This is a genomic window from Telluria sp. ZB2R32 (genome assembly GCF_059685715.1).
This window is the reverse complement of the sequence record NZ_JCASIG010000011.1, coordinates 11439-30525: the sequence shown is the minus strand read 5'-3', so window position 1 is coordinate 30525 and position 19087 is coordinate 11439. Positions and strand designations below refer to the sequence as shown.

Annotated in this window: 7 protein-coding genes; 1 reads left to right on the top strand and 6 read right to left on the bottom strand. The window is 66.8% G+C overall.

The genetic code is table 11. From position 1 onward, the window contains the following. Positions 1-42: 42 nt before the first annotated feature. Complete coding sequence (locus tag AC56LG_RS23655; protein WP_497168485.1) at positions 43-3858, top strand: ATP-binding protein; 3816 nt, start codon at positions 43-45, stop codon at positions 3856-3858. Positions 3859-3861: 3 nt separating this feature from the next. Here AC56LG_RS23655 and pbpC read toward each other — a convergent pair whose 3' ends face one another. The 6 genes from pbpC to AC56LG_RS23625 form a co-directional block, all read right to left on the bottom strand. Beyond that, positions 3862-5979, bottom strand: a complete 2118-nt coding sequence (pbpC, locus tag AC56LG_RS23650; RefSeq protein WP_497168484.1) for a penicillin-binding protein 1C — start codon at positions 5977-5979, stop codon at positions 3862-3864. Beyond that, a complete protein-coding gene (locus AC56LG_RS23645) occupies positions 5979-11708 on the bottom strand; it encodes an alpha-2-macroglobulin family protein (protein WP_497168483.1) in 5730 nt (1909 codons plus the stop codon). Before AC56LG_RS23645 ends, pbpC begins: the two co-directional genes overlap by 1 nt. Positions 11709-12181: 473 nt before the next feature. After that, complete coding sequence (locus AC56LG_RS23640; protein WP_497168482.1) at positions 12182-13864, bottom strand: long-chain-fatty-acid--CoA ligase; 1683 nt, start codon at positions 13862-13864, stop codon at positions 12182-12184. Positions 13865-13968: 104 nt separating this feature from the next. Then, positions 13969-15666, bottom strand: coding sequence for a long-chain fatty acid--CoA ligase (locus AC56LG_RS23635; protein ID WP_497168481.1), 1698 nt, complete (start codon positions 15664-15666; stop codon positions 13969-13971). A gap of 166 nt (positions 15667-15832) precedes the next feature. Continuing rightward, positions 15833-16963, bottom strand: coding sequence for an aminopeptidase (locus AC56LG_RS23630; RefSeq protein WP_497168480.1), 1131 nt, complete (start codon positions 16961-16963; stop codon positions 15833-15835). Further along, positions 16944-19052, bottom strand: coding sequence for a molybdopterin-containing oxidoreductase family protein (locus AC56LG_RS23625; protein WP_497168479.1), 2109 nt, complete (start codon positions 19050-19052; stop codon positions 16944-16946). The genes AC56LG_RS23630 and AC56LG_RS23625 overlap by 20 nt, the downstream gene beginning before the upstream one ends. Positions 19053-19087 lie beyond the last annotated feature (35 nt).

The following is a 19087-nucleotide window of genomic DNA, read 5'->3' as shown; positions in this document are numbered from 1 at the left end:
GCTGCTAATTTCCGTTATTTCTTTCAATTAAGTCTGCTTGCCATGTCCCCATTTCCCTCCTCACCGGCCGTAAACGACGACCTCGGCTGGCTTGCCGGCGGCGGTGAAATGGGGGCGCTGATCCGCGCGATGGACTGGTCGACAACGCCGCTCGGCCCGCTGCAGGACTGGCCGCAGAGCCTGCGCACCTCGGTCAGCCTGTGCCTGTCCTCGACCTTCCCGATCCTGGTTGCCTGGGGCCCGGACGACATCCAGATCTACAACGACGCCTACCGCCCGATCTGCGGCGACCTGCATCCGCAGGCGATGGGTGCGCCGTTCAAGGAGATCTGGGCCAGCGCGCTGCCGGTGGTGGGCGACGCCTTCGACCGCGCCCATAAGGGAGAGGGCGCCTACATCAAGGACCAGCGCATGTTCCTCGACCGCCTCGGCTATCTCGAGGAAGCCTTCATGACCTTCTCGTTTTCGCCGATCCGCGACGAGTCGGGTGAAGTCGGCGGCATCTTCCACCCGATCACCGAGTCGACCGCGACGGTACTGAATGCGCGCCGCACGCATGGTTTACGCGACCTGAGCGTCGACATCGCCGACGCCCGCACCCTGGACGAGATCGGGCGCGGCATCGCCGCCCAGCACGCCAACATGGCGCTGGACCTGCCCTTCCTGCTGGTCTACCGGATCGACGGCGATGGCAAGCTGGAACTGTGCAGCAGCGTCGGCCTCGATGCCCACCCGGCGCTGGCGCCGGCGAGTCTCGACCTGGACGACGCCTGCTGGCCTTTTGCACGCAGCGCGCAGTTTGGCACGGCGCAGCGCATCGATGGCCTGGCGCCGCGCTTCGGCGCCGTGCCTTGCGGCGGCTATGCGGCGGCGCCGGATTCCGCGCTGGTGCTGCCGATCGCCCTGCCCGGCGAGCAGGCCCTGTTCGGCTTCGCCGTCGCAGGCGTGAGCGCCGCGCGCGCGCTCGATGCCGACTACCTCGGCTACTACGACCTGCTCGGCGCCGCCCTGAACACCGCCGTCGGCAACGTCGTCGCCTACGAAAAGGAGCAGCGCCGCGCCGAGGAACTGGCGCAGATCGACCGCGCCAAGACCGCCTTCTTTTCCAACGTCTCGCACGAATTCCGCACGCCGTTGACGCTGATCCTGGGGCCGCTCGACGATGCCCTGGCCGACCTGAATGAACCGCTCGGGCCGGTGCAGCGCAAGCGCGTCGACCTCACCCACCGCAACGCGCTGCGCCTGCTGAAGCTGGTGAATTCGCTGCTCGATTTTTCGCGCATCGAAGCGGGCCGGGTACAGGCGACCTATGTCGCGACCGACCTGGCGCGCCTCACCGCCGATCTCGCCAGCGTGTTCGAATCGGCCATGGCCAAGGGCGGCCTGCGCTACGAGGTCGATTTGCAAGACCCGGGCGAGCCGGTCTGGGTCGACCGCGACATGTGGGAAAAGATCGTTTTTAATTTGCTGTCGAACGCCTTCAAGTTCACGCTTGAAGGCAGCGTTTCCATCGCCCTGCATCGGCACGCGGGCATGGCGCGCCTGTCGGTGGTTGACACCGGCAGCGGCATTCCGGCAGCCGAACTGCCGCGCGTGTTCGAGCGCTTTCACCGCATCGAAGGCACGCCCGGCCGCACCTACGAAGGCACCGGCATCGGCCTGGCGCTGATCCAGGAGCTGGTGCGCCTGCATGGCGGCAGCATCGCCGTGCACAGCGTCGAAGGACAAGGCACCCGCTTCGACGTCGACCTGCCCTTCGGCCACGCGCACCTGCCCGAAGAACGGATCGTCGACGCCGCCGCTGCCGAACCTGTACTGGCGCAGCGCATGGGCGCCGCCTTCGTCGAGGAAGCGCTGCGCTGGCTGCCCGACGAAGAAGCGTCTGCGAGCACACGTACGGCGCCGGCCGGCACCCTGCTGCTGCCGGCCGCCCCGCTGCCGCGCATCCTGATCGCCGACGACAACAACGACATGCGCGCCTATCTGAAAGCGCTGCTCGATCCGCATGCCGAGGTGACGGCCTGCGCCGATGGCGAAGCGGCGTTTGAACTGCTGCTGCGCGACCCGCCCGACCTGCTGCTGAGCGACGTGATGATGCCCAAGCTCGACGGCTTCGGCCTGATCGCCCAAATCCGTGCGCACGCCACGCTGCGTGACCTGCCGGTGATGCTGCTGTCGGCGCGCGCCGGCGAAGAAGCCAAGGTCGAAGGCCTGCAAGCCGGGGCCGACGACTACCTCGTCAAACCCTTCGCCGCCGCCGAATTGCTGGCGCGCGTGCAGCGCCAGGTGCAGCTGGGCCGCGAACGGCGCCAGCAGCTGCAGGCCTCGGCCATGCGCGAGTCCTACTTCCATACGCTGGTCGACGTGGCGCCGGTCATGCTGTGGACCACCGACGAAAACAACCTGTGCACCTACCTGAGCCGGCGCTGGTACGAATACACCGGGCGCAGCTGGGAGCAGGACCGCGGCCTGGGCTGGCTCGAGAACGTGCATCCGGACGACTTGCCGCGCACGCGCGATACCTTCCTGGACGCTGTTGCGGGAGGAACGCCGTTCAGTATCGACTACCGCCTGCGCCGCCATGACGGTGCCTACCGCTGGTTCATCGATGCCGGCACGCCGCGCTACGGCGACGATGGGAAATTGAACGGCTATGTCGGCACCGTCACCGACGTGCATGCGCGCACCGAAGCCGAGGAGGAACTGCAAAAGAAGAACCGCATGCAAAGCGAGTTCCTGTACACGCTCGCGCACGAATTGCGCAACCCGCTGGCGCCGATTCGCACCGGCCTGGAGCTGATGCGCGTGAATCCGTCGGCGGCGCAGTCGGGCAAGGTGCAGGGCATGATCAAGCGCCAGGTCGACCACATGGTGCACCTGGTCGACGACCTGCTCGACATGGCGCGCCTGTCCGAGGGCAAGGTCGAGCTGCGCCGCAGCCACGTGGCGCTGGCCGACGTGGTCAAGGACGCGGTCGAGATGAGCATGCCGCTGGTGACCGCCGGCGCGCACCGGCTCGCGCTCGCACTGCCGGACCAGCCGGTGCTGCTGCACGTCGACCGCCACCGTATCGCGCAAGTGCTCAACAACCTGGTCAACAATGCGGCGAAATACACGCCGGCCGGCGGCCAGATCACGGTGCGCGCGCAGCTGCTCGGCGGCGAGGCCGTGCTGAGCGTGCTGGATAACGGCATCGGCATCGCCCCCGAGATGCTGCCGCTGATCTTCGACATGTATGCGCAGGCGCAGGATGGCGCCGCCATGGCCCAGGGCGGCCTGGGCGTCGGCCTGAACCTGGTCAAGCGCCTGGTCGAGCTGCATGGCGGGCGCGTGAGCGCGCACAGCGCGGGCCTGAAGCAGGGCAGCTGTTTTACCGTGGTGCTGCCGTGCGGATCGCTGTCGGCCGCGGACAGCGCGGACAGTGCGCCCGCCGCAGCGGCTGCGGCGGCGGTCAGCCTGCCGGCCACGCCGGGACTGAACATCCTCGTGGTCGACGACAACGTCGACGCCGCGCACATGCTGTGCGCGCTGCTGGAAATGAACGGGCACGCGGTGGAGGTCGCGCACGACGGCGGCGCGGCGCTGGCGGCGGCGGCGCGGCTGCGCCCGGACGTGGTCTTCCTCGACATCGGCCTGCCCGACCAGAGCGGCCACGACGTCGCCCAGGCGCTGCGCCGCATCGACGGCATGGCGCAGGCGACCCTGGTCGCCCTCACCGGCTGGGGCGCGCGCGAAGACCGCGAGCGCTCGTCGGCCGCCGGCTTCGATGCGCACCTGACGAAACCGGCGAACCTGGAGCACGTGCATGCCGTGCTGCAGGAAGTGGCCGAGCGGCGCGGCGCGGCGGCGCTCGAATAGATCCTACCCGTCCTCGCCATCGGGCCGGCGATTGCCGCGCACCTCGAAGCGGCTGACGGCGACCGCCTTGCCGTCCTCCCCGACCAGTTCGAGCCGGTGTTCGCCCGCCAGCGGGCGCCAGGCGAGCGCCGCGTCCGCCGCGCCGGCATCGGCGCCGTCGATGCGCCAGCGCAGGCCAGTCCCGGCCTGCGCGCGCAGCACGATGCGCTCCTGCTGCGCCGGGATGTCCGGATCGAGCGCAATGATGCTGCCGTCGAGCGGATACACGATGCGCGGCGCGCGCCGCACGGCCGGCACCGCCTCCACCACCGCGCTCTCGGTCCCGGCCAGGAACCATTCGGGCCGCGGCGGCTCGTGCGCCGGAATAAAACGCACCTCGCGCCGCAGCAGCGCGCGCGGCGCCGCGCCCTGCCGGCCGGGCCGGTCGCGGTGCAGGTAATCCATCACGTCGCGCCAGACCGGGGCCGCGCCGGAGACGCCGGACACGTCCCACATCGGCTGTCCATCGAAATTGCCGACCCAGACGCCGACCGTGTAGCGGTCCGAATACCCCAGGCACCAGTTGTCGCGCATGTCCTTGCTGGTCCCGGTTTTGACGGCGCTCCAGTAGGCGGTGGCCAGCTCGCTGCGCAGGCCGAAGGTCGGGCTGCGCGCGCCGCGGTCGGACAAGATGTCGCCGACGATGAAGCTGGCGCCGGCATCTAACACGCGCTGCCCGGCCTGCGGCGCACGCGGGCGCAGGGTAACCGGTCCCATCAAGCCGCCGTTCGCCAGCGTCCGATACGCGTTGGCCAGTTCCAGCAGCGACACGTCGGCCGAGCCGAGCGCCAGCGAAGGGCCGTAGAATTGCGCGTCCTGCGTCAGCGAGTCCAGGCCGAGCGCCTGCAGGCGCTCGTAAAAGCGCTCCAGGCCCGTCAGCAGCAGCGTGCGCACGGCCGGAATGTTCAGCGAGCTGGCCAGGCTGGTGCGCACGCTGGCATAGCCCTTGAACTGGCGGTCGTAATTCTGCGGCACGTACATGCCGGCGCCGGCGGCGACGTCGACCGGGCTGTCGTCGAGCAGCGAAGCCGCCGTCAACAGACGCCGTTCCAGCGCCAGCTCGTACAGGAAGGGCTTCAGGGTCGAACCGGCCTGGCGCAGCGCCAGCACGCCGTCGACTTCGCTGTTGCCGGCATTGCCGACATAAGCCAGCAATTCTCCGCTGGCGTTGTCGATCACGATCACTGCGCCATCGCCGGCATTGCGCCCGGCCAGTGCGCGCAGGTGGCGGCGCAAGGATTCCAATGTAAAACGCTGCAGGCCGGCGTCGAGCGTACTGCGGCCGGACAGGCCGGCCTCGCCCAGCAGCCTGCGCGCGGCCTGGCGCGCCAGGGGCTGCTGCGGCTGCGCCAGCGGCCGGCCCAGGGCCACCTCGGTTTGCCATTCGATGCTGGCGCACGTCGCCTGCGATTTGAGTTCCAGCGCCAGCGCGCAGGCGCGCCGCGCCACTGCCCGCGGCGCGGCGCCGGGTGCGCGCAGGAGCGCGGCCAGGATATTTGATTCGGCCTGGTCCAGTCCAGATGGCAGCTTGCCGAACAGCGCGGTCGATGCTGCGCGCACGCCCTGCAGCTCGCCGCGAAAAGAGGCCAGGTTCAGGTAAGCCTCGAGGATTTGGCGCTTGCTCCAGCCGGCCTCGATCTCGCGCGCGGCCAGCGCCTGGTTCCACTTCTGTGTCCACGAGCGTCCGCCACCGCCGGCGCGCAGTTCGGCGTCGAGCAGGCCAGCCAGTTGCATCGTGATGGTCGACGCGCCGCGTGGACGTTCGCGAAACAGGTTGTCCCAGGCGGCCTGGCCGGCGGCGCGCAGGTCGACGCCGCCGTGCTGCATGAAGCGCTGGTCCTCGGCCTGCAGCACCGCCGCGCCCAGCGCCGGCGAGATCTCGGCCAGCGGCGTCCAGGCCAGGCGCCGTACGCGCATGTCGACGCGCACGGCATCGATCGGCACGCCGTGGCGGTCGAGCAGCCGGGCGTCGGATGTGCGCCAGGCGGCCTGCACCTGGGCCGGGGTCGGCACGGCGGCCCCGACGGCCGCGCTGGCCAAAACGCACGCCGCCAACAGCACAGGCCGCAGCAAGGTCGGCATCAGCGCCCCACCACGACCACCGCATTCGGCGCTTCGCCGAACATCTCGGGGCTGTACATCGCTTCGACCCGCGTCGGCGGCAAATTGAAACTGCCTTCGTTATTCAGGCGCACCGTGTATTCGATGCTCCACATCCCTTTCGGGACCCAGGAATAATAGGCGCGGAAGGCGCCCTGGGTCCGTTCTTCATAGTCCGGCTGCACCCAGCCGCGCCGTGCTTCCCCGCGCGTGGCGATCTGCGCGTCGCGTCCAAGACCGGTGCCGAGGATGCTGGCGCTGGCCGGAATCGGATCGTCGACCACGACCCAGCTCATGTCGGCCTGCGCCTCCAGGTCGAGTTTTACACGGTACACGTCGCCGCGCGCCCAGCTGCCCGCCCTGGCCTGCTCGACCGGGGTGACGCCGCGCGCGATGCGGTAACCCGAGGACAGCGGCGCCTTCAATGGCACGGCCGCCAGGCTCTGCACGGTGGCCCACGGCTTGCCGCCGCCTTCGTGACGCAGCGTCAGCTGGGCGCGGCCCTCGGGCCAGGCTTGCAGCACGCTGTTCGGTACCGTGCCAGTCCAGCTGGCGGGTTTGCCGGGTTTGGCGACGCTTGCCAGCACGGCGCTGCTGGTGCCGGTGACGGGCTGCGCTTCGAACTTCGCCGAGAATTTTTCCAGCGCCAGCGTGCCCCAGGCATTGGCCAGGGTCGTGCTCCAGTGGCCCTTCTGCTGGCGTCCCAGCGTGCCGCGCGCGAGGCGGCCCATGTCGCCCTGCCAGGCCGGATGGTCCAGCATGGCCAGCAGCAGGCGGTTGGCGTTCACGTCCGGCGAAGCCATCAGCCACCACCAGTCGTCGCTGCGCTCGGTAGAAAAGCCCATCGTCGTGCCTTGCAGGTTCAGGCGCGCGCGCAGGATCTGCTGCGCCTGGGCCAGCAGGCTGTCGCGCCGCTCCAGCGCGGGCGAACGTTGCAGCACCAGGTACCAGTCGATGACGGCGGACGTCGGCCACAGGGTCGGTTCGACCGTGAACGATTGCAGCCAGTCCTGGCGCACCGGTTCGATGCGGGACAGCGCTTCCAGCGCGGCCAGCTTGCGCACCGCCAGTTCGCCCGTGCGCAGGCCGCTGCCGCGCACGATTTTTCCTTCGACAAAGGCGATCAGCCCGGCCTGCATGCGTTCGCGCGCTTCCGGCGCCATGGCGAAGCCGGCTTCCGCCGTCACCGACAGGATGTAGGCCGTGAGGCTGTCGCTGCCCTCCAACATCGACGCAAAATATTTGACCATGCCGTCGCCGTCGAGGTGGGCCGGCAGGGTCGCCGCGACCTGGATCCACTCCTTCTCGTCGCGCAGCGCCACCGCGCGCGAAGTGCGCTGCTCGAAACAGGAATACGGATAGGCCGCCATGTAGTCGCGCACGCCGGCGAGGCTGCCGCCCAGGCGCGGGCTGAAGGTCGTACGCACGCCGCCGTAGCCGGGCAGCGCGTCAGGCGGCCGCTCGACCTGCATCGCCTTTGGCCCGTCCAATTGGAGCAGGGTCGCCTGCAGCGTACGCAACGGCACCGCGGCGCCGACCTTTTGCACGATGCGGATGCTGTCGCTCGCTGATCCGCTCTTCGCATCGACCTGCCAGCGCAGTGCTTGCGCCTGCGGCACTGTTAGGTCCCAGAACAGCTCGCGCGATGCGCCTGCATCGAGCGTGACCGTCTGCGCGGCGAGGGACCGCGGCGCACCCGCATCTGCCGTCAGCTGCGCCGCCAGTTGCACCTGCTGCGCGCGCTCGGAGGCGTTACGGACCGTAAAACCGGCGCGCAGGCGGTCGCCGGCGCGCACCAGCTGCGGCAGCCCGGACAGCAGCATCAGGTCCTGTGTGCTGCGCACGTCGAGCGACCCGGTGCCGAACAAGCCGGCGCCGGCGCTGGCCACGGCGACAATGCGGAAACCCGTCAGCGAATCGTTCAGCGGCACCGTTACCTGCGCTTCTCCCCTGGCATCGAGCCTGACTTTTCCCTGCCACAGCAGCAGGGTGTCGAACAGTTCGCGGCCGGCGCCCTGCCCGCCGCCGCCGCCATGCGCAACCGCCTTGCGGCCGAAGTGACGCTTGCCGACGACCTGCATTTGCGCGGTCGATGTTTCCACCTGCAGGCCGCGCTCGCTCATCATCGTCTCGAGCAGCTTCCAGCTGTCGTTCGGTTTCAGTTCCAAGAGGCCGACGTCGACGGCGGCCAGTGCGATCTCGGCGCCAGGGGGCAGCGGCTTGCCGTCGGCGCGCGTGACCTTTACACGCACCGCGGCGCGCTCGCGCACTTTATAGACCGGCTTGTCGCTGGCGACCTGCACCTGCAATTCGTGCGCCGCCCAGCCGACCCGCACCGGGGCGATGCCGAGTTTATAGGCGGGCTTGCCGAGGTCGACCAGCGCGCTCGGCTGCACGCCGACCACGCGTCCGCGCACCACCAGCGCCGAAACGAACACGTTCGGCGCATAGCTCGCCTTGATCGGCAGGGTGATGGTCGGGTCCTGCGCCGAGACGCGCCGTAGATACGTGTCGAGGATGCCTTCACGCTCGACCGTCACCAGCACCGTGGCGGCGCGGAAGGGCATGCGCAACTGGAAGCTGGCGCGCTCGCCCGGCTCGAAGCGCGGTTTTACGGGCAGCAGGTCGATGCGGTCGTTGTCGGACGCCTCGAACCACTGCGCACCGCGCCCGGCCACCCAGACATCGCTGCGCGCCAGGCTCGGGCGGCCATCAAGGTCGACGGCGCGGGCGCGCAGGATCAGGTTGCCCTCGGCCGGCGCCTTCAGTTCGCACAGCAGCAGGCCGCGGGCATCGCTGGTGCCGGCGCAGGCGGCGCCGATGCGCTTGATCTCGCTGCTGTTTTCGTAGGCATAAAAGCCGCCGACCAGGCGCCGCCGGTGCGACCAGGTCACGCGCTGGAACACGTCGACGTCAATCCGGGTTCCCGCCACCGGTTTGCTCTTCACGTCGAGCACGGCGACCTGAAATTTCATGGTATCCCCGCTCAACCAGCTGCCCTGCTTGATGCCGACGGCCAGGCGCGACGGCCACAGCGGCACGCGGGTGGAGGCCGTCAGCGTTTCGCCATTCGCGTCCTGGTAGGTCAGCTCGGCCAGCAGGGTGCGTGGCTGGTCCAGCTGCGGCAGGTCGGGCACGATCATGCGCGCGCCGCCGGCGCGGTCGAGCGTCAGGCTCTGGGTGCGCGCGGCCTCGCCGCTGGCACCCTGCGCTTCGTCTTCGGCGCCATCCTCTTCGAAACCCTCGTTGTCCTGCGCGCCTTCCTGTTCGACGCCTTCCTTGACGTCGCCGCCGGCAAAGGCGAACCCCTCGTAATCGGCGAAGCGCAGCGCGGCCGGTTCCGAGACCGTGCGCAATTTGACCGGCGCACCGCCGGCCGGGCCGCCCGCCAGGTAGTTCACCTGGGCGTCGAGCACGATGCTGCGCGGCGCCACCGCGGGTTCGGCCGGCCCCTTGAGCACCGCCTTCATGGTCGGCACGCGGAACTGTTCGACCCGGAAGCTGCCGGCCACCTGGCCACCGATGACGACGTCGTACTGGCCCAGCCTACTCTCCGGCGGAATCGTCCATTCGCCAAGCGCCTGGCCGGCCGCATCCCAGGTCAAGTCAAACGCGACCTTGTCGCCGCTGCCCTGGTGCACCAGCACGCCTTTCGACGGCCGCGGCGCTTTATCGGCAGCAGCGTCCTGGTCCAGCATCGAAGGCACGTTGCGTGGCGCCGGGTCGCGCGCGTTCACCAGCGCCAGGCCGCTGCCGACGCGGCGGCGCAGGAAATGCTTCATGTGGACCGTTTCGCCGGCGCGCAGCAGGGTGCGGTCGAACACGGTGGCGACGAGGCGGCTGTCCTTGTCCAGCGATTCCGTGTTCAGGTTGAAGCGCCATGGCTCGATCCCGCGCTGCCATTCAGACAGGGTGAACGTAAAATCGTCGCCGCTGCGCGCGCTGACGAAGTAGCCGCCTTCATTACGGCATTCGCTGCGCGCCAGCGGCCGGGCGATGCGCGCCACGCCGCTGGCATCGGTGACACCGCTCCACAGCAGCTTGCCGGCGCAGTTGCGCACGCCGACCTGGGCGCGCGCCACCGGCCGCCCCTTGTCGAGCGAGGTGACCCACACCAGCGAGGACTCGGCGCCGTGCTTGAAATGCGCCGTCAGGTTGGTCACCAGCGCCGTCGTGTGCACATACGCCGTGCGCCCCTTGTCGTTGATGGCGCGGCCCAGCTGCGGGCTGGCCAGCTCGACGACGTAGAAGCCCGGCTGGCGCAGCGGAATGCCGACGACCTCGAAGGCGCGCCGTCCGTTCGGCTTGGGCAGCGCGAAGCGTTCGATGGCGCCGCCGGCCTTTGGCCCCAATACCTGTCGTTGCAGCGCCGCGCCGGACTGTTCGGGCGGGGTCGATACAGCCCCGCCATAGCTGTTGAGCTTGCCGAGCCAGGCCATCACGTCCTGCTCTTGCGTGAGGCGCAGGCTGGCGCCGCTGCTGCGCACGCTTGTGGCCAGCCTGGCCTCGACGTTGCGCACCGTGACCGGCAGCAGGCGGTCGCCGCCCGCTTCGATGATGCCGAACGGCGCCGAGAATTTGACCAGCGGTGGCTGGCGGTCGACGCGCAGCGCCAGCGCGCCCGGTTTGCGAATCGTCAGCGCGCGGCCGGCGTCGTCCTGCAAGCCGGCGGGCAAGCGCAGCTGCAAGGTCGCCAGCTCGGGGAAGGGTCCGGGGAAGGTCAACGCGCTGACGAAGCCGCCCTTCCCCTCGTCGCCGATGGTCGCTGCGAAGCGCTTGCCGCCTGGTCCCTCGAGATGGATCTTGCGCGCTTCGGCCAGCGCCACCGGCGCCCTGAAGTCGACCGACACCGGCAGGAAGGGCACGCAGCCGGCTTTCGCATTGACGCGCTCGCAGCGCAGGCTCAGGTTGAAGTCGGGCCGCGTGCGGTAGGCCAGGGTCTGGTCGGTGTCGACGGCAACACCGTTCGGCGCGGCGATGCCCTTGCCCCAGACCAGGGCGAGGTCGACGTCGGCCGGCAGCGTGCGGCGGCATTGCAGGGCGACGATCGGGAAGCCGTCGTCCAGCTTGTTCTTGAGTGGCAGCGCGGCCTGCCAGGTGCGGCCGCGCGCGCGCCAGTACACGGTCAGGTGGCGGTCGACGAACTCGCGCCGCTGCGCCAGCACGCGCTCGCGCTCCTCCCCTGCCAGCACGCGCACGCCGATCTTTTCGTTGACGCCGTCGGCGCGGCACCAGGCATGGTGTTCGATGTCTTTCGTGCGGGCCGGCGCATCCAGCGCGAGCAGGAAGATCTGCTGCTCGTCGACTTGCTGGCTGCCCTCGTGCGGCAGCGCGCGCACGATCGAGGGTCCGCCGGTGTTGAAGGCAAAGGCGCGCTTGCCGGCGAGCGGCTGGCCGGCGAGGTCGCGCGCGTCGGGACGCAGTGTAAATGTGCAGGCGACGGCGCCGGGGACGTCGCGTTCGAAGTCATAGCTCCAGGTGGAGCCGTCGATCCAGCGTCCGGTTCCCTTCTCGGCGCAGTCGGCGCTGAAGGGATCGGCGGCGCGCGGGTCGCCGAAGGCGACCATCTGGCTCGAGAAGCGCGCCGTGACCTGGCGCACGCCTTTCACGGCGCCCTCGGGCGAGAACGCGGAGACGACCGTTTGCCCCGCGGCGCCGCAGGCGCACAGTGAGAGAGAGAGGAAGGACAACACTCGGTACCAGGCGCGCATCTTGGCTCCGCAAGAAGGGAAACTGCCAACCCATGGTGGCGCGCGGGAGGCGCGTCTGGCCCAAGTCGACAGCCAGTTGAGTGTTGCAAAAAGGTGTGGAAGAGTCAACGAGTTAACACATCGGATACCAGCCGTGAGACGTTAGTGGGGCTGTCCGCGGGAGCTGCGCGAACGGAAACCACGCCTGCGGCAGCGGCGCACCGTAGAGGTTGTTAAAAAATCGTCAGGGCAAGGCGCGCCGCCGAAGACAGTACGTGGGTACGGCAAGGCGGTGCAACGCAGGCATGGCGATTTTTTCACAACCTCGTAGGGTGGGCACTTGTGCCCACGCGGATCACCGGGTGATTCGTGGAAACGGAAGCCGCAAGAGATTGCGTTCGCCTGTGGGGCTGATGCCTGTGCCGTTATCGGTATGTTCAATCCGCGTGGACACAAGTGTCCACCCTACGGGAAGCGCCACAGGCCAGGCGCCGTCAGGCGCTTTGCTGCTCGTCGCGCAGTTCGCGGCGCAGGATCTTGCCGACATTGGTTTTAGGAAGCGTATCGCGGAACTCGATCATGCGCGGGCGTTTATAGCCGGTCAGCTCGTCCTTGCAGAAGGCCATCAGGGTGTCCACCGTCAGCGCCGGATCCTTCTTGACCACATACAGCTTCACGGCCTCGCCCGAATGTTTATCCGGCACGCCGACGCAAGCCACTTCCAGCACGCCCGGATGCGAGGCGACGACGTTCTCGACCTCGTTCGGGTAGACGTTGAAGCCCGAGACCAGGATCATGTCCTTCTTGCGGTCGACGATGCGCGTGTAGCCGCGTTCGTCCATGATGCCGATGTCGCCGGTCTTCATGAAGCCGTCGGCCGTCATGACCTTGGCCGTTTCGTCGTCGCGCTGCCAGTAGCCGGCCATCACCTGCGGGCCGCGCACGGCGATTTCTCCGGACTGGCCGAAGGGGACAGGTTTGTCCGTTTCGTCGACGATCAGAACTTCGGTCGACGGCAGCGGCAGGCCGATGGTCCCCGTAAAATCGGTGATGTCGCAGCGGTTGGCGGTGACCACCGGCGAGGTCTCGGACAGGCCATAGCCTTCGACGATCGGGGTGCCGGTCATGTGCAGCCATTTGTCGGCCACCGCCTGCTGCACCGCCATGCCGCCGCCCGGACACAGCAGATAGCTCGAGTGGTCCAGCTTGGCGAAGCCGGGCTGGTTCACCAGGCCGTTATACAAGGTATTCACGGCCGGGAACACGTTGATGCGGTACTTGCCCAGTTCCTTGATGAAGCCGTCCATGTCGCGCGGGTTCGGGATCAGCACGTTCATCGCGCCCATGCGCATGCCGAGCAAGGCGCAGACCGTCAGCGCATAGATGTGGTACAGCGGCAGCGCGCACATGAATTGCAGCTGCTGTCCGCCCGGTACGCCGGCCAGCGACGGCCCGAACCAGCCTTCGTTCTGCAGCACGTTGGCCAGCACGTTGCGGTGCAGGAGCACGGCGCCTTTCGAGACGCCCGTAGTGCCGCCGGTGTACTGCAAAAAGGCGATGTCGTCGTGGCCGAGTTTGACCGGCTTGAAGGTAAGGCGTGCACCCTCGGCCAGCATCTTGTTAAAACCGGTCGAACCGGGCAACGACCAGGCCGGCACCATCTTCTTGACCTTGCGGACGACGAAGTTGACGATGGTGCCCTTCAGGCCGCCGAGCAGATCGCCCATGCTGCCGACGACGACATGTTTCACGCCGGTGTTGGCGATCACCTGCTGCACCGTATGGGCAAAATTTTCCAGCACCACCAGCGCTTCGGCGCCCGAGTCCTTCAACTGGTGCTGCAGTTCACGCGGGGTGTACAGCGGGTTGACGTTGACGATGGTGTAGCCGCCGCGCAGCGCCGCCGCCATCGCCACCGGGTATTGCAGCACGTTCGGCAGCATGATCGCGATGCGCGCGCCCGGCTGCAGGCCGCGGCTCTGGAACCAGGCCGCCATGCGCGCCGACATGCGGTCGAGTTCGGCGTAGGTGATGGTCTTGTCCATGCAGGCGAACGCATTCTGGCCGGCGTACTTGCGGAACGACTCTTCCAGCAAATGGGTCAGGGAGCGGTACTGCGTCGGGTCGATTTCCGCCGGTACACCAGCCTGGTACGACTTGAGCCAAAACTTGTCCATCTATGCCTCGCCTTCTATAACTCTGTGTGTCCAATAAAAATGCAAAGCCGCCCATCACCTGGGCGGCTTTGCCAGCCGGACGCGTGCTGTGTAGCGCTACAGCGTCAGGCTGCTTGCTTTTGCTTCTGCTGCTGTTCGTCGCGCAGCGCGCGCCGCAGGATCTTGCCGACGTTCGTCTTCGGCAGTTCGTCGCGGAATTCGATGTACTTCGGTTTCTTGTAGCCGGTGAACTGCGCCTTGCAGTAGTCCATCAGCGCACTCTCCGTCAGCGCCGGGTCCTTGCGCACCACGAACACTTTCACCGCCTCGCCCGAGTGCTCGTCAGGCACGCCGACCACGGCGCATTCGAGCACGCCCGGATGGCCGGCGATCACGCCTTCGAGTTCGTTCGGATAGACGTTAAAGCCCGACACCAGGATCATGTCCTTCTTGCGGTCGACGATTTTCACGTAGCCGCGCTCGTCCATGATGCCGATGTCGCCCGACTTGAAGAAACCGTCGGCGGTCATGACCTTGGCCGTTTCGTCCGGACGGTTCCAGTAGCCCGCCATCACCTGCGGCCCGCGGATCGCAATTTCTCCGGGTTCGCCCAGCGCCACCGGATTGCCGTTGTCGTCCAGGATCGCAATGTCGGTCGACGGCACCGGCAAGCCGATGCTGCCGGTAAAACCGGTTTCGTCCGAGCGGTTGCAGGTGGCAACTGGCGAAGTTTCCGACAGGCCATAACCTTCGATGATACTCTTGCCGGTGACCTGTTTCCACTTGTCGTTGACGGCTTGCTGCACCGCCATGCCGCCGCCGTTCGCCGTTTTCAGCTGCGAGAAGTCGAGGCTGGCGAAGTCGGGGTGGTTCACCAGCGCGTTGTACAGCGTGTTCACCGCCGGCAGCATGTTGACTTTGTACTTGCCGAGTTCCTTGATGAAGCCGGGGATGTCGCGCGGGTTCGGGATCAGGATGTTCAGCGCGCCGGCGCGCATGCCCCACAGGGCGCAGGCCGTCAATGCGAAGATGTGGTACAGCGGCAGTGCGCAGACGATGGTCTGGAATTCGACGTGCGGCGGCTGCGAGTTCGCCGGTTCGGCCCAGGCTTCGGCCTGCAGCACGTTGGCGATCACGTTGCGGTGCGTGAGCGTGGCGCCTTTCGAGACGCCGGTGGTACCGCCGGTGTACTGCAGGAAGGCGATGTCGGACTGGGTGATCGTTGGCTTGGCGAAAGGCATCTTGCCGCCCTGCGCCAGCGCATCCTTGAAACGCACCATGTTCGGCAGCGAGAATTCGGGCACCATTTTTTTCACGCTGCGCACGACGAAGTTGACCAGCATGCCCTTGGCACCGCCGAGCATTTCGCCCATGCTGGCCACGACCACGTGGCGCACCGGCGTGTTTTTCAGGACTTGCTGCACCGTGTGCGCGAAGTTCTCGAGCACGATGATCGCTTCGCTGCCCGAATCTTTTAGTTGATGTTCGAGTTCGCGTGGGGTGTACAGCGGATTGACGTTGACGACGGTGTAGCCGGCGCGCAGGATGGCCGCGATCGCGATCGGGTACTGAAGAATGTTCGGCATCATGACGGCCACGCGCGCGCCCTTGGCCATGCCGCGGCTTTGCAGCCAGCCGGCCAGGCGCTGCGAGCACGCATCGAGTTCGGCATAGGTGAGGAACTTGTCCATGCACACGTACGCATTGTTCTGCGCGTACTTCTGGAAGGATTCTTCCAGCAGGTGCACCAGCGACGTGTACTGGTCGGGATTGATCTCGGCAGGGACGCCAGGGGGGTACGACTTCAGCCAAATTTTGTCCATCGGTGCCTCTGTCTCCAATAGGATTGTCATCGTCCATGGGCGCAACATGCACAAACGCGCACAACGCCCACAGCGTACATTATGCGTTTGCTATTGATGCTATCGGGCAGCGCCCACGTATGCAAGCGCTTTTGGCACGATTGGAACACGCACTCTACGGCACGCGCTATGGCATGGCTGCATTGGTGCGTTGCACCATGTAGGTAGCCGGCGGCGCCGTCACGTCGATCATCCGCAAGGCATGCTGGCGTTCGGTCTTGTCGAGCTTGGCCAGGCGGTTCACCTTGCGGTAAAAGGCGCCGAAATTCTTTTCCTCGCGCAGCATCGCGCGGAAGGCCGGCACGTAATCGTTGTAGGTGGCGATCGAGGCCAGGTGGGCGTTCGAAAGCGGCTCGGCAAAGAAGCGGTCGTAGCCGGCGTAGCCGCCCCAGTTGGCTTTCAGGACTTGATATTCTTCCTTCAGCGCGATGAACAGGCGCGCCTTGCCGATGCGTTTATCCTCGTCGGGAACGATGGCCGCATAGGTGCGTTCGAGTTCCTTGCGGTACTTCAGCAGCAGTGTCAGGAAATCCTTGCGCCGCGCCGAGTAGCGCGCATAGCCCTCGCGCATCGCCGGATTGCCGAAGCGCTCCAGCCACAGCTCGACGCCGGCCTCTTCCACCGCGCTGGCGAAGGATTCGTTGAAGCGCGAGTCGCCTTGCACGTAGCTCACCTGGTGCGCCAGTTCATGGAAAATCAGGCGCGCCAGTTCGGCATCGGGATAGTTGATAAACGTGGAAATCAGGGGATCGCTGAACCAGCCGAGGGTCGAATAGGCGCTGACGCCGCCGACTTCGACGTCACGCCCCTCGGCACGCAACTGCTTCGCATACGCCTGGGCGTCTTCCTTGCTGTAGTAACCGCGGTAATTCACGCAGCCGGCCACCGGGAAACACCATTGCAAGGGTTTTAATGACAACTCGGGCGTGGCGACGACGTTCCACAAGACGTACTGGCGCTTGAGGGCCGCGTAGTTTTTATAGCTGTCGTTGTCGGGCAGGCCCATTTGCTGGACTGCGAAGCGGCGGATCTGGCGCGCCGTTTCCAGGCGGTGGCGCAGCGAGGTGTTGGTGGCCGGGTCGGCCAGCCAGTCATCGATGGGGCGGGCATCGGAGAGGAGAGCGAGCTGGCCCTGGGCGGCCTGGCTGTAGTAATTCAGCGTAGAACAACTGGCAAGTAATGCGACGGCGCCGGCGGCTGCGCTCATGCTGAGCGCGCGCCGGAACAAACGGGAGAGTTTAGGGGTGGGAGTTTTCATGTCCGGGTCGCGGTGCGGCTTTTTCGACCTGCACCAGGGTGTCGTAGAAAGTGGGCGCCCGTCCCATGTCGGTCAGGCGCTGGCTGGTCACTTCGTTGGCGTTCTTGCCGTCTCTGGAAAGCTTCTTCCACCAGATCGACAGACCCACCACGAGGCCCGGTCGCGCTTTCTCGGTCACGCGCGCCTTGGCAATAAAAGAGCCGCGGTCGTTAAAAATACGTGCCATGTCACCGTGGGCGATGCCGCGGGCGGCGGCGTCGTTCGGGTGGATGTCGAGGTGCGGCTCGCCCTCGGTTGCACGTAGGCTCTGTACATTGACAAAGGTTGAGTTCAGGAAGTTCCGTGCCGGCGGAGAAATCATCCCCAACGGATATTTCTTTGCCAATTCAGGATTCGATGCCGCCGATTCGTAGGGAGGAATGTAAGCCGGCAGCGGATCGAGGCCATCGTTCGCCATCGTGCTCGAATAAAACTCGCATTTACCGGAAGGCGTCGGGAAGCCACCCTCGGCAAAGGGCGCATCCGGCATGTTCAGCTTTTGCCAGCCTTTCTGTTTCAGCGACTCCCAGTCGAAGTGAATCGCGCGCGTGTGGGTTTTATCGAAGGCTTGCGCGGCCAGCTCGTCGTCGGATTCGAGGAAGCATGGATCGGTCAGCCCCATGCGCGCGGCCAGCAGGCGGAAGATTTCACTGTTCGGCTTGGCCTCGCCCATCGGAGCAATCGCCGCGTTATTCGCCATCATGTACAGGTGGCCATACGCCAGGTGTGCGTCGACGTGTTCGAGCTGGGTCGTGGCCGGCAGCAGGATGTCGGCATAGTCGGCGCTGTCGGTCTGGAACTGTTCCAGCACCACGGTGAACAAATCCTCGCGCGCGAAGCCTTGTTCGACTTTCGCGGAGTCGGGCGCGATCGCCAACGGATTGGCGTTGTAGACGATCACTGCTTCCACTTGCGGCCCGAATGCGGGCGAGGCCGGTTTCAATAAATCGTCGCCGATGGTGGTCATGTTGATCGTGCGCGGGGTACGTCCGGCCAGCAGGTCAGGGCGCTGCAGCTTTGCCTTATTCGCCGGGAACGAGCCCGAGGTCGACAACTGGATGCCGCCGGCCGGGTGGCGCCAGGCGCCGACCAGCGCCGGCAGGCAGCTCATGTTGCGCACCGCCATGCCGCCGCCGCGCGCACGCTGCACGCCGTAGTTGCAGCGGATCGCGACCGGTTCGCCGCGTTGCGCCATGCCGCCGTACAAGCGTGCGAGGTCGATGATTTCCTGGGCGGCGACGCCGCAGGTGGTGGCGGTGCGCTCGGGTGTCCACTCCGCTGCGCGTTCCTTGAGCTCCTCGAAGCCGAGCGTGTAGTTGGCGACGTAATCGTGATCCAGTAAATCTTCCGCGATCAGCACATGCATCAGGCCGAGCGCGAAGGCGGCGTCGGTGCCCGGCAGCAGCGCGATGTGCTGGTGGCACTTTTCCGCCGTCAGCGAGCGGTAGGGATCGATCGCGATCAGTTTGGCGCCGCGGCGTTTGGCTTCCTGGGCGCGCATCCAGAAGTGCAGGTTCGAGGCGATCGGATTCCCGCCCCAGATGATGATCAGCTTGGCATCCTGGAACTGTTCCATGTCGGTGCCGATCGAGGCGCCGATCGTGTACTTGTAGCCGGTAAAGCCGGCGGTGGCGCAAATCGTGCGGTCGAGTAGCGAGGCGCCCAGCTTGTTGAAGAAGCGCATCGACATCGCTTCTCCCTGCACCAGGCCCATGGTGCCGCAATAGCTGTAGGGCAGGATCGCCTCCGGATCGCGCGCGGCAATCGGTTTCAGGCGAGATGCGATTTCATCGAGCGCGGCGTCCCAGCTGATGCGCTCGAACTTTCCTTCTCCCTTGTTGCCGACGCGGCGCATCGGGTACAGCACGCGGTCCGGGGAATAGGTGCGTTCGACGTAGCGCGACACCTTGGTGCACAGCACGCCGGCCGTGGTCGGATGCGCCGGATCGCCGCGCACTTCGGTCGCGACACCGTCTTCGACGGTGACGAGCAAGGCACAGGTATCGGGGCAATCGTGGGGGCAGGTAGCGCGAACTTGGGTGATGGACATCTGGATCAATTCTAGGGAAAAACGTCGACAAACCA